Raw genomic sequence first — 14,432 nt, 5'->3', positions numbered from 1 at the left:
CCTCCGGACCGGCGACTGCCACGATCGAACGGCTCAGCCGTCGGGACGATCGGACGGCTCAGCCGTCGGGACGATCGGGCGGCCGGTTCAGCCGTCGGTGTGCGCGAGCTGTGTTGCCCCGTCGACGAACAGGGTGGCGCATCCGGGGCACAGCGTGGTCGGCCCGGTGGCCCAGCCGTTCACCTGGGCGTGGAGTTCGGCCTGCAGTCGACTCCGTGCGGCAGTGCGGTAGCAGTGATCGCAATGATCGCAACGGAAGACCCACCGGTCACCGGCAAGCGGGTCGCGGCGCGGCATCATGTGTCCACCTCGGTGTGGTCGAATCGGTCGGAACTGCCTGCGGGGGTGTCGGTCCGGTCAGGGAACGGACTTTCCCATGACACGGGCCCACCATGCTTCGAGTGGGCTGGGATCAGGCCAGCGAATCGTGTCGTCTGCGATGGAATGCGACCGGGACGCGGTGTCTTCACGTCCGTTTTCGGCGCTCGGTGAATCGGAATGTGCATTACGCACTGAGGTCACCCCTTATTGCTATCGGCGCGTCCGTTCGTCGGACACACACCTACGCACCTGTGAGGCGTTCTTCGATGCTAGCCTCCTTTGCGCGTTCCGGGTCCGTTTTCCGGTATCTCCGCTGGTCGTCGCACGGAGACCGAAGACCTACGACCCTCCCGGTAGGGGAGGTGGGCCGCCGTCGAGTGCGGAACGCAGACGTGTGTTGTCCGCCTGCAGCGCCGCATTGCTTGCTTCGAGTTCGAGGATCCGGGCGACGCCGGCGATATTGACACCCGATGCCACGAGCTCGACGATCCGTTGCACGGTCTCGAGATCGTTCTCGCTGTAGCGACGCGTTCCACCCGCTGTACGGGCAGGATTGAGCAGGCCCCGGCGTTCGTACAGGCGCAGGGTCTGTGGGTCGAGTCCCGAGAGTTCGGCGGCCACGGAGATCCCGTAGACCCCGCGCTGGGCGCGCAGAAAAGGATCGTGCGTCATCGTCTCCTCCGGTGGGCCGTGGGGGCCGCAGCTGACCAAAGCCTTGACCGAAGTGTATCAGCAGCGCCATAATAAATCTGTGTCAACTGGCACAGATAATTGACGGAGTGTGGCCGTCACGAACGGCCGGACAGTCGGAGGTGACAGACCGATGTTGATGCGCACCGACCCGTTCCGCGACGTCGATCGTCTCGCGCAGCAGGTGCTCGGCACCATGGCCCGTCCCGCGGTGATGCCGCTCGACGCATGGCGGGAGGGCGACCGTTTCGTCGCGGAGTTCGATCTCCCCGGCGTCGACGCCGGGTCGATCGAACTCGATGTCGAGCGCAACGTGCTCACCGTTCGCGCCGAACGCCCGGAAGTCGACCGGGACAAGGAGTTCATCTCGACCGAGAGGCCGCGAGGCGTCTTCACCCGTCGGTTGTTCCTCGGCGACACCCTGGACACCGATCGAATCGAAGCACAATATCGGGGTGGTGTTCTGCGCGTGACGATTCCGGTCGCGGAGAAGGCGAAGCCGCGCAAGATCTCCGTGATCGACGCGGAAGGCAACGGACAGACCGCGATCGAGAACTGAGTCACTGCGACGAACCGGGCCCGGGATCATTCCCGGGCCCGGTTCCTGTTGCTCCGCTTACGGTTTGAGGCCGATCTTGATTGCGCCGTCCTGCTTCTTCTGGAAGATCTCGTACGCGCGCGGTGCGTCGTCGAGCGGGAGGCGGTGGGTGGCGAAGTCGTCGACCCCCAGCGGATCCTCGTCGGTCAGCAGCGGCAGGATCTCCGGAACCCAGTTCAACACGTTCGCCTGCCCCATACGGAGACGGATCTGCTTGTCGAACAGGGTGAGCATCGGCATCGGGTCCGCCGCCCCGCCGTACACGCCGCTCAGCGAGATCGCGCCACCACGTCGCACGACGTCGATCGCGGTGTACAGCGCGTGGAGACGATCGAGGCCGGCCTTCTCCATGAACGGCTCGGCGATCGCCGACGGCAGGAGGCCCGCAACGCTCTGGGCGAGCTTCGCAACGGGGGAGCCGTGCGCTTCCATGCCCACCGCGTCGATCACCGAATCGGTGCCGCGCCCGTTCGTCATGTCGCGGATCATGTCGCCCGGGTTGTCGTCGACCTCACGGAGATCGACGACCTCGATGCCGCGAGACGCCGCCCGGGCGAGCCGTTCGGGAACGAGATCCACCCCGATCACCCGGGCGCCCTTGTGTGCGGCGATGCGGGCGGCCATCTCCCCGATGGGGCCGAGGCCGAGCACCGTCACGCTGCCCCCGTCGGGGATCTCCGCGTATTCGACGGCCTGCCATGCGGTGGGCAGCACGTCGGAGAGGTAGACGAAGCGATCGTCCGCCGGACCCTCGGGGACCTTGATGTGGGTGGCATCGGCGTGAGGTACCCGCAGGTACTCGGCCTGCCCGCCCGGCACGCTGCCGTAGAGCTTCGAGTAGCCGAACAGGGCGGCACCCGTACCCTCCTCCCGGACCTGCGTGGTCTCGCACTGCGAGTGCAGTCCGTGGGAACACATGAAGCACTGACCGCAGCACACCTGGAAGGGGATCACCACCCGATCGCCGGGCTTCAGCTTCGTGACTCCGGAACCCACCTCCTCGACGATGCCCATCGGCTCATGGCCGAGGATGTCGCCGGGAGTCATGAAGGCTCCCAACACCTCGTACAGGTGCAGGTCGGAGCCGCAGATGTTCGTGGTGGTGACGCGGATGACGGCGTCACCGGCCTCCTGGATCGTCGGGTCGGGCACCGTGTCGACGCTGACGTTGCGGCGGCCCTGCCATGTCACTGCCTTCATGTCGTTCCTCGCCTCCTCGGGTGAAGGAATGTCGGGCCGTGCCCGGCATGTGTCTCCCGATGCCTACCCGCGCTCGGCGCGGGCAAACGCTGCCCGCGAGCGGGTCCCTGCCGCGCCGCACATGTTTGCGCGTGCCGGAGGAGAGGTATGTCGCCACAGAACCGAATCACCGCGACACATGTCTGTGGCCGCTCTTGCGGGAGCGCAGCCGCACAGGAGGAGGTCAGGTGACCACTTCGGACCCCGAACACCACGGAAGCCAGGATCCCGAACCTTCGCGCACCCCGGATCTCGAGCCCGGTGGCGGCGTGGCGCCCGGATCGACGCCCCCGGACTCGGGGACGACGTCCGGGCTGTCCGCTCCGGAACCGGACACGAGAAAGCGATTCCCCCTCAGCGGGTGGCTCACGCTTCTCGCCGTCGCGGTGATCGTGATCATCTTCGTGGCCGCGATCTTCGGCATCCTCGCCTGACGGTTCGCTCGGCGAGCGCCCGGGACGATCTCAGGGACGTCCGCGGCGCGGTAACCGCACGACCTGCACGAAGAACTCGTCGATCTGTTTCACGGCACCGATGAACTGGTCGAGATCGACCGGCTTGGTGACGTAGGCGTTGGCGTGCAGCTTGTAGCTGCGCAGGATGTCCTCCTCGGCCGAGGAGGTCGTGAGTACCACGATGGGGATGTCGGACAGTTCGGGATCGGACTTGATCTTCGTCAGGACCTGCCGGCCGTCGTATTTCGGCAGGTTGAGGTCGAGCAGGATCAGGTCCGGGCGCGGAGCGTTCTCGTGGGCGCCCCGTCGGTACAGGAAGTCGAGGGCTTCCTCCCCATCGTGGACGACGTGGAGGGCATTGCCGATCTTGTTGTCCTCGAATGCTTCGCGGGTCATGAGCTCGTCGCCCGGATCGTCCTCGACCAGCAGGACGTCCACCGGACGGGCAGCGGGATAGGTCACGTAGTGCTCCTCAGGCGGTGGTCCCGTGCTTCTGCTCGCCGGGTGGTGGTGCGGTTCCGAGGGTGAAGCAGATTCGAGTGCCCTCGGGGTGAGTATCGCTGTACTCGGTGTCGATCCAGATTCTTCCCGCGTGATACTCGACGATTTTCTTGCACAATGCCAATCCGATACCGGTGCCCTGATAGTCCTCGCGGGGATGGAGGCGCTGGAAGATCACGAACACCTTCTCGGCGTATTCGCTGTCGATCCCGAGGCCGTTGTCGATTACGCAGAACTGCCACTGCGAGCTCGACTCGTCCTCGACCTTCTCGCACTCGATCCGGATGACGGGAGTGCGATCGGGATGCCGGAACTTGATCGCATTGCCGAGCAGGTTCTGCCACAACATCGTCAGCAGTGTCGGGTCGCCCGTCAGTTCGGGTAGCGAGTCGGGTCGTTCGATCCGAGCCTGCGACTCCTCGATCGACGCCGAGAGATTGAACAACGCCTTGTCGAGCGGTCGCCCGAGGTCCACCCGGACGTAGGCATCGTGCACGCGCCCGACCCGCGAGAAAGCGAGCAGATCGCTGATCAGGACCTGCATGCGCTTCGCACCGTCCACGGCGTATTCGACGTACTGCCGCCCACGATCGTCGAGGACGTCCCCGTAGCGCTTCTCGAGGAGCTGGCAGAAGGACGCGACCTTCCGGAGCGGCTCCTGCAGGTCGTGCGATGCGACATAGGCGAACTGCTCGAGTTCGGCGTTGGAACGTCGTAGTTCCTCGGCCTGGGCGTCGAGATCCTCCGCCTGTCTGGCCAGCAGGGCCTGCTGGTTGCGGGAATCCGACAGCGCGTCCGCGATACGACCGCGCATCGTCTCGACGTCGAGGGCCAGTGCCCGGATGTCCTTCGGTCCCTGCGGATAGATGTGCTGGTAGAAGTTCTCCTCCAGCGCGACCCGGCGACTGGCCTTGCGGAGCTTGCTGAGCGGCACGGCGACGAGATTGTGGACGAGCGCCACCATCGCGAGGCCGGTGAGGATGAACGTGATCACCATGGCGATCAGGACCGAGTTGCGGATCGTCCGGGACTGCACGAGATCGTCGAGGTTCTCTTCCAGGACACGGGAGAGCGCGCTGTTCTCCTGGACGAACATCGACCGGATCTCACCGAAGGTCAGCCGGTCCTCCTCTGCCAGGGCCGGATCGACGGGCCGCGGCTCTCCGGGCACGACGGTGGCGATGATCGGCTCTGCATACTGCAGCTGCCACTGCCGGGCGGTGGCGTCGATGGAGTCGATGTCGGCGAGGAGCTCCGGATGGTCGGCGAGGAGTTCGCGGAGACGGTCGAGCGCGACCTGCTGATCGGCCCGGCCGGCGCGATACGGCCCGAGGAAGGCCGGGTCGGTCGTGAGCGCGTACCCGCGGACTGCGGTCTGTTGATCGAGCAGCGAGGTCTGCAACCGGTAGGCCTGCGTCATCGCGGGCTGGATCCGCCCGGTCAGCTCGTCGGTGATCTGCACGGTGCGCTGGATGAAGATCCCGCCCACGATCGAACCGAGGACGGCGAACACCGCCAGAACCGCGAACGCGACCTGGAACCAGCTCTGCACGACCAGCCGAGACGAGAACCGCTCGATACGCGGTTCGGGAACCGAAGGATCCCTCATCGCCGCACCGTCGCTCCGACCTCGGCAGAACGCACGAAACCGATCACATCCACCCCAGCTTCCCGGCCCGTGCCCGATTCACGCCGAAGGCGAGGAATCCCGACGGCGGTGCGGACCGGACCTTTCGGTCTGCGAACACACGTTTGGACGGGCTGCCTGCTGAACCCAGGAGCGAACTGTAACCCACCGGTGCGGCGCCTCCGGAGCCAGCCATGGGCTCGGAAAACTCCCGGGCGCCGGAACGGCTCCAGGGTCGCTCGGGTACCGGCAGCTCGCGTCCTCGGCCGCGACCTCGGGAGCCGAACTCGGTGCGATCGATCAGATCGGTCGCACCGTGAGGATCTGGGACATCGTGCCGATCGGGCCGGTGGTGTCGTGCAGCACCGTGCTCGTCAGGCCGATGCCGTCGGCACCGAACGAGACCGACGTGTCGAAACCGACCCATTCCCCGCGCGGTTCGGTGAACAGGTGCGCGGTGAGGTCGAGATTGGGGAAGGCGACCTTACTCGGGTCGGCGCGCACCGCCATGCCGTTGGCGATGTCGAACAGACCGGCCGTGGCGGCGAGACCGCTGACCTTCTCGCCGTCCACGAGCGCGAGCGGCGTGCGCACCCAGAAGGAGGCCCGTCCGGGACCGGACGAGGTGCGACGCACCTCGACGGAGTCGATGAATCCTCCCGGCCACAGGGTCCTCGGATCCCAGGGTTCGCTGTCCTCGGGCGACGGGATCGACTGCAGAACGGTGCCGGCGATCTCCGCGGTGGTCCGGGTCTGCATCAGCCACGCCCGGGCGCGCACGATCGCGCGCCCGTCGTGGGCCAGGGTGGCCTCGACGAGTTCGATGGTGCGACCGGGACGCAGGACCTCGACGGTCGTGACGACGGGACCGACCGGCACGGTGCCGAGGATGTCGTACGACAGGCGCCCGATCACCAGTCCGTCGTCGCGTCGGGTGTCGCGGTCGCATTCGATGACGTGGGCGATCAGACCGAGGGCGGGAGCGATGTGCTGTTCGGCTTCGTTCCACGCCCCGCCGACGTGCTCGGTGGCGCGGAAGGATGTCGGACCGAGTCGTTCGAAGTAGCTCATGCGGTCTCCGTTCGGGCCGTGTCGGCCGGGGATGCTGTGTCTGCCGGGAATGACGAGGGGGTCGCGGTGAGGGCCGACAGGGCCATGCGTCGCAACACCGCGCGAGTGCTCTCCGGGGAGCGCGGGTCGGCGCTGTGCGGTGTGGAGTTGATGAGCCCGAAGGTCGCGTGCGCCATCGTGCGTGCATCGGATTCGGGCAGTACCGGGTCGATGCGGCGCAGTACGCCGACCCAGATCTCGACGTAACGACGCTGGGTCACCCGCACCTCCCGCTGTGCCTCGTCGGGGAGGGACGCGAACTCGCGGTCCTGCACGCGGATGAGGTCGGGCTCGCCCAAGGCGAAGTCGAGATGGAAGTCGACCAGGCCCTCGAGGGCGTCGCGCGGTTCGGGATTCGTCTCGGCGACCTGCGTGCCACCTGCGAGCAGGCGGCGGCTGATCTCGACGAGGATCTCGACGAGCAGGGCGTCCTTGTTGGGGAAGTGTCGGTACACGGCGGGTCCGCTGATACCCACGGCGGCACCGAGATCCTCGAGGCGGACCCCGGGGAATCCGCGTTCGGCGATCAGGTGCGCTGCGGCACGCAGGAGGTCGCGTCGGCGTTCCGCCTTGGCGAGGCTACGCCGCGTCGGGCGTCCCGAGGCGGTCGAGACGTCGATCGCGGACTGGGTCATGAAAATCTCCGCTCGGTGTGGTCTGGACAACTCGGTTAATCATAACTAACCTGGATTTCAGTTAATGACGATTATTCGATCTACCGAGGATGGTGTTCGTGACGACCGCTGAGACGGCCTCGACAACCAGCCGCGACCAGCACGAACAGCTGGTCGGAGAGCTCCGGGACAAGCTCGCTGCCGCAGCGCGGGGTGGTAGTGAGAAATCACGGGAGCGGCACGTCGCACGGGGCAAACTGCTTCCCCGCGACCGCGTGGACGAACTGCTCGACACCGGCAGCCCGTTCCTCGAGCTGTCACCCCTCGCGGCGAACGGCATGTACGACGACGAGTGCCCCGGCGCCGGCATGATCGCCGGAATCGGCCGCGTCGCCGGCCGTGAGTGCGTGATCGTCGCCAACGACGCCACCGTCAAGGGCGGCACCTACTACCCGATCACGGTCAAGAAGCACCTGCGGGCACAGGAAGTCGCACTGCAGAACAACCTGCCGTGCCTGTACCTCGTCGACTCGGGTGGCGCCTTCCTGCCGCGGCAGGACGAGGTCTTCCCCGACCGCGAGCACTTCGGCCGCATCTTCTACAACCAGGCCACCATGAGCGCCAAGGGAATTCCGCAGATCGCCGCGGTCCTGGGCTCGTGCACCGCCGGCGGTGCCTACGTCCCCGCGATGAGCGACGAGGCCGTCATCGTCCGCAACCAGGGCACCATCTTCCTCGGCGGCCCGCCGCTGGTGAAGGCCGCGACCGGTGAGGTCGTCACCGCGGAGGAACTCGGCGGCGGCGACCTGCACTCGAAGGTCTCGGGCGTCACCGACCACCTGGCCGAGGACGACCGCGACGCGCTGCGCATCGTGCGCGACATCGTCTCCACTTTCGGTCCGCGCACTCCGCGCCCGTGGGACGTCGAACCCACCACCGAGCCCGAGGCCGACCCCGCCGAGCTGTACGACGTGGTGCCCACCGATCCGCGCATCCCCTACGATGTGCACGAGGTCATCACCCGCGTGGTCGACGGCTCCTCCTTCCACGAGTTCAAGGCCGAGTACGGCAAGACCCTCGTCACCGGCTTCGCGCGTATCCACGGCCACCCGGTCGGCATCGTCGCGAACAACGGGGTGCTCTTCGGCGAATCCGCCGTCAAGGGCGCGCATTTCATCGAACTGTGCGACAAGCGGTCGATCCCGCTGGTGTTCCTGCAGAACATCTCCGGCTTCATGGTCGGCCGCGACTACGAGGCCGGTGGCATCGCCAAGCACGGCGCGAAGATGGTCACCGCGGTCGCGTGCGCGCGGGTGCCGAAGCTGACCGTCGTCATCGGCGGGTCGTACGGCGCGGGCAACTACTCGATGTGCGGGCGCGCGTATTCGCCCCGCTTCCTGTGGATGTGGCCCAACGCCCGCATCTCGGTCATGGGTGGTGATCAGGCTGCCTCGGTGCTGGCCACGGTGCGCTCCGATCAGCTCGACGCCTCGGGCAAGCCCTGGACACCGGAGCAGGAGGAGGACTTCAAGGCTCCGATCCGTGAGCAGTACGAGGCGCAGGGCAACCCCTACTACTCGACCGCACGTCTGTGGGACGACGGCATCATCGATCCCGCAGACACCAGAAAAGTTCTCGGACTGGCACTGTCGGTGTGCGCCAACGCCCCGCTCGAGCCGGTCTCCTACGGCGTCTTCCGGATGTGAGTGCACCCATGACTGATACGACTCGGATCGACACGGTGTTGGTCGCCAACCGCGGTGAGATCGCGGTGCGCGTCATCCGCACCCTGAAGGCGATGGGCATCCGCTCGGTCGCCGTGTTCAGCGAGGCCGACCGCGACGCGCGGCACGTGCAGGAAGCGGACACCGCGGTGCTGCTCGGGCCGGCTGCGGCGCGTGAGAGTTATCTGGTGATCGACAAGGTGATCGACGCGGCCCTCGCGACCGGCGCGCAGGGCATCCATCCCGGTTACGGATTCCTCTCGGAGAACCCGGCTTTCGCCGCCGCGTGTGCCACCGCGGGCATCGCCTTCCTCGGCCCGTCCGCCCACGCCATCGAGACGATGGGCGACAAGATCACCGCCAAGGCGGCGGTGTCGGAGTTCGGCGTTCCCGTCGTGCCCGGCATCTCCCGTCCCGGCCTGACCGACGCCGAACTGATCGCGGGCGCCGACGAGGTGGGTTATCCCGTGCTCGTCAAGCCGTCGGCCGGCGGTGGCGGCAAGGGTATGCGACTGGTGGAGGATCCGAAGGACCTGCCCGCCGCGCTCGAATCCGCCCGCCGCGAAGCTGCTTCGGCGTTCGGCGACGACACCCTCTTCCTCGAGCGGTTCGTGCAGCGTCCCCGCCACATCGAGGTTCAGGTGCTCGCCGACGCGCACGGCAACGTCGTGCACCTCGGCGAGCGCGAGTGCAGCCTGCAGCGACGCCATCAGAAGGTCATCGAGGAGGCGCCCTCGCCACTGCTCGACGAGGTCACCCGCGCCCGCATCGGTGAGGCCGCGTGCAACACCGCGCGCAGTGTCGACTACACCGGCGCCGGCACCGTCGAGTTCATCGTCTCCGCCGACAAGCCGGACGAGTTCTTCTTCATGGAGATGAACACCCGGTTGCAGGTCGAGCATCCCGTCACCGAGATGGTCACCGGCCTCGACCTCGTCGAATGGCAGGTGCGTATCGCCGGGGGCGAGCCACTCGGATTCACCCAGGACGACATCACGCTCACCGGTCATGCGATCGAGGCCCGTGTCTACGCCGAGGATCCCGCTCGCGGCTTCCTCCCGACCGGTGGCGAGATCGCCGACGTCGTCGAGCCCAGCGGCCCCGGGGTACGCGTCGACTCCGGTATCCGGGCCGGCACCGTCGTGGGCAGCGACTACGACCCGATGCTCGCCAAGGTCATCGCCCACGCCGACAACCGCGCCGCAGCGCTGCGCCGTCTCGACCGGGCGCTCGCGCAGACCGCGGTGCTCGGCGTCGTCACCAACGTCGACTTCGCGCGATTCCTGCTCGCCGACGACGACGTGATCGCCGGCGCGCTCGACACCGGCCTGCTCGACCGTCGACTCGGCGACTACACCCCACCCACGACCGCCGATTCCACGCTCGTCGCCGCGGCTGTCCTGCGGTGGCTCGACCGCTGGGCGGACGACACCACCGATCCGTGGGCGGTGCCCGACGGCTGGCGTGTCGGTGCCCACCGTCCCGTCACGTCGCGGCTCACCTCGGGCGACCGCACCGCGCACGTGCGCCTGACGGGAACCCCGGCCGCGGGCCTCGCCGAGGTCGAGGACGGTGAGACCTACCGCTTCAGCGCGGTGCTGCACGGCTCCGATCTGGCGGTGGTGCTCGACGGTCGTCGTCACAGCTACCGTGTCGGCGAATCCGACGGCGCGGTCTGGCTTTCCGACGGCCACGGCAGCGTCGCCGTCCGTGAGGTGCGGGAGGCGTCGGTACGCGGAGACGACGCGCACGCCGGTGATGCCGACATCACCAGCCCGATGCCCGGTGCCGTCATCGCGGTGTCCGTCGCGTCCGGCGACACCGTCACTGCCGGGCAGACGCTCGTCGTCGTCGAGGCCATGAAGATGGAACATTCGCTCACCGCTCCCGTCGACGGCACCGTCGAACTGTTCGCGACCGCCGGTGAGCAGGTCAAGGTCGATCAACTTCTCGCGCGGGTCACCCCGCACGCCGACACGGAGGAAGCACAGTCATGACGGAATACCTGGCCACGGGTCAACTTCCCGACGAGTACGAGCAGCTGCGCAAGACGGTCGCCGACTTCGCCCGCACCGTGGTCGCGCCGGTCGCCGCACAGCACGACGCCGAGCACTCGTTCCCCTACGAGGTCGTGCAGGGCATGGCCGAGATGGGTCTGTTCGGCCTGCCCTTCCCCGAGGAGTACGGCGGCATGGGCGGCGACTACTTCGCGCTGTGCCTCGCGCTCGAAGAGCTCGGCAAGGTCGACCAGTCCGTCGCCATCACCCTCGAGGCCGGTGTCTCGCTCGGCGCGATGCCGATCTACCGCTTCGGCAACGAGAAGCAGAAGCAGGAGTGGCTGCCGCAGCTCGCGACCGGCCGCAACCTCGCGGCCTTCGGTCTCACCGAGCCGGGTGCGGGCAGCGACGCCGGTGGCACGAAGACCACCGCGAAGCTCGAGAACGGCGAGTGGGTCATCAACGGCAACAAACAGTTCATCACCAACTCGGGCACCGACATCACCTCGCTGGTGACGGTCACCGCCGTCACCGGTGTGCGGGAGAACGGTAAGAAGGAGATCTCCACGATCCTCGTGCCGGCCTCCACTCCGGGCTTCACCGCCGAGCCCGCCTACAACAAGGTCGGCTGGAACGCTTCCGACACGCATCCGTTGACCTTCGCCGACGTGCGGGTCCCCGAGGAGAACCTCCTCGGCGAGCGGGGCCGCGGTTACGCCAACTTCCTGCGCATCCTCGACGAGGGCCGCATCGCCATCGCCGCACTGTCGACCGGCGCCGCCCAGGGCTGCGTCGACGAATCGGTGAAGTACGCCAAGGAACGCGAGGCGTTCGGTAGCCCGATCGGCAGCAACCAGGCCATCGCCTTCAAGATCGCCCGCATGGAGGCGCGCGCCCACACCGCGCGTACCGCCTACTACGACGCGGCCGCGGCGATGCTCGCCGGCAGGCCGTTCAAGAAGCAGGCCGCGATCGCCAAGCTCGTCGCGTCCGAGGCCGCGATGGACAACGCCCGCGACGCGACGCAGATCCACGGCGGCTACGGCTTCATGAACGAGTACGCCGTCGCGCGGCACTACCGCGACAGCAAGATCCTCGAGATCGGTGAAGGCACCACCGAGGTGCAGCTCATGCTCGTCGGGCGGGAGCTGGGACTGTGAGCGAGACCGACACCACCGTGGAGAAGCGGATCGTGCAGCGCGGACTGTGGTTCGAGGAGTTCGAACTCGGCGCGATCTACGAGCACCGCCCCGGCCGGACGATCACCGAGGCCGACAACACGCTGTTCACGACGCAGACGATGAACACGCAGGCGCTGCACCTCGACGCCGCCTATGCCGCCGAGACGAGTTTCGGTGAGCGGCTGGTCAATTCGATGTTCACGCTCTCGACGATCGTGGGACTGTCGGTCGCCCAGCTCACGCAGGGCACGATCGTCGCGAACCTCGGCTTCTCCGAGATCTCCTTCCCCAAGCCGCTGTTCCACGGCGACACGCTCTACGCCGAGACGAAGATCGTCGACAAGCGTGAGTCGAAGAGCCGCCCGGGGGAGGGCATCGTCACCCTCGAGCACACCGGTCGCAACCAGCACGGCGATGTCGTCGCCGTCGCCGTGCGCAAGACCCTCGTCCAGAAGAGGCCCACGACATGACCTGGGAACTTCCCGGCCCCGCATGGCTGTTCTGTCCTGCCGATCGTCCGGAGCGCTACGGCAAGGCGGCGGAACGTTCCGACGTGGTGATCCTCGATCTCGAGGATGCCGTCGCGCCGGCCGACAAGCGGGCCGCCCGTGAGGCGCTCGTCGCCACCCCGCTCGATCCCGAGCGCACCGTGGTGCGGGTCAACCCGGTGGGCACCGCCGACCACGAGGCCGACCTCGAAGCGCTGAACCGGACGTCGTACACGCGGGTCATGCTGCCCAAGTGCGAGAGCGGCGACGAAGTGCGCTCACTCGCCCCGCTCGAGGTGGTCGCGCTCATCGAGTCGCCCCTCGGGGTACTGGCCGTGGAGGACATCGCCGTCGCCGAGAACACCCTCGGAATGATGTGGGGGGCCGAGGATCTCGTGGCAGGGCTGGGTGGCAACGCGAGCCGTCGCGCCGACGGGACGTACCGGGCGGTGGCGCAGCACGCCCGGTCGGTGACTCTGCTCGCCGCGAAGGGTCACGCCCGCTGGGCGCTGGATTCGGTGTACCTGGACATCAAGGACACCGACGGCCTGTACGAGGAGGCGCTCGACGCCGTGGCGGTCGGATTCGACATCAAGGTGTCGATCCACCCGAGCCAGGTCGACGTGGTCCGCCGGGCATACGCCCCCACGCCGGAGGAGGAGGCGTGGGCGCGACGCGTCCTCGAGGCCGCCGAATCGGAGCGCGGTGTGTTCGACTTCGAAGGGAAGATGGTCGACGCCCCCGTGCTGCGGCACGCCGAGCGCGTGCTGCAACGCGCGTCGGCCGCGGCCTCGGCATGACCGTGCGTCACCGGGGACGGTGACGCAACAACTGAGTGAGACGGTGGGCGCTGTCGAGCAGCGCCTCACCGAGTTCGGGCACACGATCGGGCCGGAACCGGCTCTCCACGCCGGTCAGGCTCAATGCCCAGGTCGGGGTGCCGCGGTGATCGAACACCGCGGCGCCCATTCCCCAGCTGCCTTCGACGAGAAGGGCCGGATTGACGGCGTAGCCGGCCAGTCGCGTGGCCTCGAGGCGCTTCTCCAGTGCGGGTCGTGCATGGTCCGGTCCCCATTCCGCGGTGAGATCGACCCGCGACAGATACGCCGCGATGTCCTGGTCGGGCATGTGCGCGAGGATCGCCAGACCCGCGGACGCCACCCCGAGCGGGAAGCGGATCCCGATGTGGAGCACGTGCGAGCGCAGCGGGAAGCTGCCCTCCTCGCTCGCGAGGCACACCGTCTCGTCGCCCCGCCGCGCCGAGAGGAAGGCGCTCTCGCCGGTCGCGCGCGCCAGGTCGCGCAGCACGTCACCGGCGAGATCGGTGATGTCGTAGCGCACGGAGGCGAGCGACCCGAGCAGGTACAGCTCGGGTCCGAGGGCCCAGCGTCCCGACGCCGGATCCCGGTCGACGAGCCCTTCCTCGGCGAGCGAGCTGAGCAGCCGGTGCACGGTGGGCCGGGCGAGGTCGGTGGCGCGGGCGACCTCCGAGGTCGTCACCCCTTCCGGCTCGTGTGACGAGACGGTGCGCAGCAGAGCGGCGATCCGCGCGACCAGTTGACCCCGGGCATCGGATGGCATGTCCCGATCATACGTCCACTGAGTGAACGGATTGGCGATCTCTGTTCGATGTACGACCAATTACCGGAAGATTTCTCGAAGCACTTGTGTTCCTTACCTGCCCGATCTTTAGTAGATCCCAGGAATGTGACCGCGTTCATCCAGTGGACGTGATCGGTTCAGCGGAGCACCCAGCGGCTCCCCGGATCCCGAGAGGTGTGAATTGGCAACGAAAGTGTTCGACACGGTGGCGGAGGCCGTCGCCGATATCCGTGACGGTGCGACTCTCGCGGTGGGCGGATTCGGATTGTGCGGCATCCCCGACGT

16 protein-coding genes are annotated in these 14,432 nt (G+C 67.6%); 8 read left to right on the top strand and 8 right to left on the bottom strand.

Annotation, left to right across the window (positions count from 1 at the left end):
- Positions 1-87 precede the first annotated feature (87 nt).
- Together PV766_RS13605 and PV766_RS13600 are read right to left on the bottom strand one after the other, a co-directional pair.
- Positions 88-300 carry a hypothetical protein gene (locus PV766_RS13605; RefSeq protein WP_016931738.1) on the bottom strand — a complete coding sequence of 71 codons (213 nt, stop codon included), beginning with the start codon at positions 298-300 and terminating at the stop codon, positions 88-90.
- Between the two features lie 360 nt (positions 301-660).
- Positions 661-993: a MerR family transcriptional regulator gene (locus PV766_RS13600; RefSeq protein ID WP_064062359.1), complete on the bottom strand. Its 333-nt coding sequence runs from the start codon at positions 991-993 to the stop codon at positions 661-663.
- A gap of 151 nt (positions 994-1,144) precedes the next feature.
- Between PV766_RS13600 and PV766_RS13595 the strand changes: the two genes are divergently transcribed.
- A complete protein-coding gene (locus PV766_RS13595; protein WP_064062360.1) occupies positions 1,145-1,570 on the top strand; it encodes an Hsp20/alpha crystallin family protein in 426 nt (141 codons plus the stop codon).
- A gap of 57 nt (positions 1,571-1,627) precedes the next feature.
- On the opposite strand, the gene PV766_RS13590 is transcribed toward PV766_RS13595, so the two are convergent.
- Positions 1,628-2,809 carry a zinc-dependent alcohol dehydrogenase gene (locus tag PV766_RS13590; protein ID WP_064062361.1) on the bottom strand — a complete coding sequence of 394 codons (1,182 nt, stop codon included), beginning with the start codon at positions 2,807-2,809 and terminating at the stop codon, positions 1,628-1,630.
- Positions 2,810-3,036: 227 nt separating this feature from the next.
- Here PV766_RS13590 and PV766_RS13585 point away from each other — a divergent pair, with 227 nt between their 5' ends.
- Positions 3,037-3,282: a DUF6480 family protein gene (locus PV766_RS13585; RefSeq protein ID WP_129975191.1), complete on the top strand. Its 246-nt coding sequence runs from the start codon at positions 3,037-3,039 to the stop codon at positions 3,280-3,282.
- A gap of 30 nt (positions 3,283-3,312) precedes the next feature.
- Here PV766_RS13585 and PV766_RS13580 read toward each other — a convergent pair whose 3' ends face one another.
- The 4 genes from PV766_RS13580 to PV766_RS13565 all read right to left on the bottom strand — a co-directional run bounded on the left by PV766_RS13580 (position 3,313) and on the right by PV766_RS13565 (position 7,176).
- Complete coding sequence (locus PV766_RS13580) at positions 3,313-3,765, bottom strand: response regulator (RefSeq protein ID WP_026003108.1); 453 nt, start codon at positions 3,763-3,765, stop codon at positions 3,313-3,315.
- Between the two features lie 10 nt (positions 3,766-3,775).
- Positions 3,776-5,413, bottom strand: coding sequence for a sensor histidine kinase (locus PV766_RS13575; protein ID WP_129975193.1), 1,638 nt, complete (start codon positions 5,411-5,413; stop codon positions 3,776-3,778).
- 318 nt (positions 5,414-5,731) lie between these two features.
- Complete coding sequence (locus PV766_RS13570) at positions 5,732-6,502, bottom strand: thioesterase family protein (protein WP_421097222.1); 771 nt, start codon at positions 6,500-6,502, stop codon at positions 5,732-5,734.
- Positions 6,499-7,176 (bottom strand): TetR/AcrR family transcriptional regulator, encoded by a 678-nt coding sequence (locus PV766_RS13565; RefSeq protein ID WP_129975196.1) that lies wholly within the window; start codon positions 7,174-7,176, stop codon positions 6,499-6,501. Before PV766_RS13565 ends, PV766_RS13570 begins: the two co-directional genes overlap by 4 nt.
- Before the next feature lie 89 nt (positions 7,177-7,265).
- Between PV766_RS13565 and PV766_RS13560 the strand changes: the two genes are divergently transcribed.
- The 5 genes from PV766_RS13560 to PV766_RS13540 are packed head-to-tail and all read left to right on the top strand — an operon-like array spanning position 7,266 to position 13,345.
- A complete protein-coding gene (locus tag PV766_RS13560; protein ID WP_129975198.1) occupies positions 7,266-8,861 on the top strand; it encodes a carboxyl transferase domain-containing protein in 1,596 nt (531 codons plus the stop codon).
- Positions 8,862-8,869: 8 nt separating this feature from the next.
- On the top strand, positions 8,870-10,876 hold the full coding sequence (locus tag PV766_RS13555) for an acetyl/propionyl/methylcrotonyl-CoA carboxylase subunit alpha (RefSeq protein ID WP_129975200.1): 2,007 nt from the start codon (positions 8,870-8,872) through the stop codon (positions 10,874-10,876).
- A complete protein-coding gene (locus tag PV766_RS13550; protein ID WP_129975202.1) occupies positions 10,873-12,036 on the top strand; it encodes an acyl-CoA dehydrogenase family protein in 1,164 nt (387 codons plus the stop codon). Before PV766_RS13555 ends, PV766_RS13550 begins: the two co-directional genes overlap by 4 nt.
- A complete protein-coding gene (locus tag PV766_RS13545) occupies positions 12,033-12,527 on the top strand; it encodes a MaoC family dehydratase (protein ID WP_006550752.1) in 495 nt (164 codons plus the stop codon). The genes PV766_RS13550 and PV766_RS13545 overlap by 4 nt, the downstream gene beginning before the upstream one ends.
- A complete protein-coding gene (locus PV766_RS13540; RefSeq protein WP_129975204.1) occupies positions 12,524-13,345 on the top strand; it encodes an HpcH/HpaI aldolase/citrate lyase family protein in 822 nt (273 codons plus the stop codon). Before PV766_RS13545 ends, PV766_RS13540 begins: the two co-directional genes overlap by 4 nt.
- Before the next feature lie 7 nt (positions 13,346-13,352).
- Here PV766_RS13540 and PV766_RS13535 read toward each other — a convergent pair whose 3' ends face one another.
- Entirely contained in the window at positions 13,353-14,126 is a 774-nt protein-coding gene (locus tag PV766_RS13535) for an IclR family transcriptional regulator (protein ID WP_421097221.1), read from the bottom strand.
- Positions 14,127-14,328: 202 nt separating this feature from the next.
- Here PV766_RS13535 and PV766_RS13530 point away from each other — a divergent pair.
- Positions 14,329-14,432 (top strand): CoA-transferase (locus PV766_RS13530; RefSeq protein WP_421097284.1); only part of this gene is annotated, 104 nt, incomplete at its 3' end.

Origin of the sequence: Rhodococcus sp. As11 (assembly GCF_048957735.1) — a bacterium.
GTDB lineage: Bacteria > Actinomycetota > Actinomycetes > Mycobacteriales > Mycobacteriaceae > Rhodococcus > Rhodococcus gordoniae.
Note: the sequence above shows the minus strand (reverse complement) of the source record. Positions and strands in the feature narration are given on the sequence as shown.

What these genes read in the sequence shown, in the direction of transcription:
- PV766_RS13570 (WP_421097222.1), bottom strand. Translation starts at nt 6,502, where the DNA reads ATGAGCTACTTCGAACGACTCGGTCCGACATCCTTCCGCGCCACCGAG.
- PV766_RS13540 (WP_129975204.1), top strand. Translation starts at nt 12,524, where the DNA reads ATGACCTGGGAACTTCCCGGCCCCGCATGGCTGTTCTGTCCTGCCGAT.
- PV766_RS13590 (WP_064062361.1), bottom strand. Translation starts at nt 2,809, where the DNA reads ATGAAGGCAGTGACATGGCAGGGCCGCCGCAACGTCAGCGTCGACACG.
- PV766_RS13600 (WP_064062359.1), bottom strand. Translation starts at nt 993, where the DNA reads ATGACGCACGATCCTTTTCTGCGCGCCCAGCGCGGGGTCTACGGGATC.
- PV766_RS13550 (WP_129975202.1), top strand. Translation starts at nt 10,873, where the DNA reads ATGACGGAATACCTGGCCACGGGTCAACTTCCCGACGAGTACGAGCAG.
- PV766_RS13535 (WP_421097221.1), bottom strand. Translation starts at nt 14,126, where the DNA reads ATGCCATCCGATGCCCGGGGTCAACTGGTCGCGCGGATCGCCGCTCTG.
- PV766_RS13575 (WP_129975193.1), bottom strand. Translation starts at nt 5,413, where the DNA reads ATGAGGGATCCTTCGGTTCCCGAACCGCGTATCGAGCGGTTCTCGTCT.
- PV766_RS13555 (WP_129975200.1), top strand. Translation starts at nt 8,870, where the DNA reads ATGACTGATACGACTCGGATCGACACGGTGTTGGTCGCCAACCGCGGT.
- PV766_RS13605 (WP_016931738.1), bottom strand. Translation starts at nt 300, where the DNA reads ATGATGCCGCGCCGCGACCCGCTTGCCGGTGACCGGTGGGTCTTCCGT.
- PV766_RS13595 (WP_064062360.1), top strand. Translation starts at nt 1,145, where the DNA reads ATGTTGATGCGCACCGACCCGTTCCGCGACGTCGATCGTCTCGCGCAG.
- PV766_RS13565 (WP_129975196.1), bottom strand. Translation starts at nt 7,176, where the DNA reads ATGACCCAGTCCGCGATCGACGTCTCGACCGCCTCGGGACGCCCGACG.
- PV766_RS13560 (WP_129975198.1), top strand. Translation starts at nt 7,266, where the DNA reads ATGGTGTTCGTGACGACCGCTGAGACGGCCTCGACAACCAGCCGCGAC.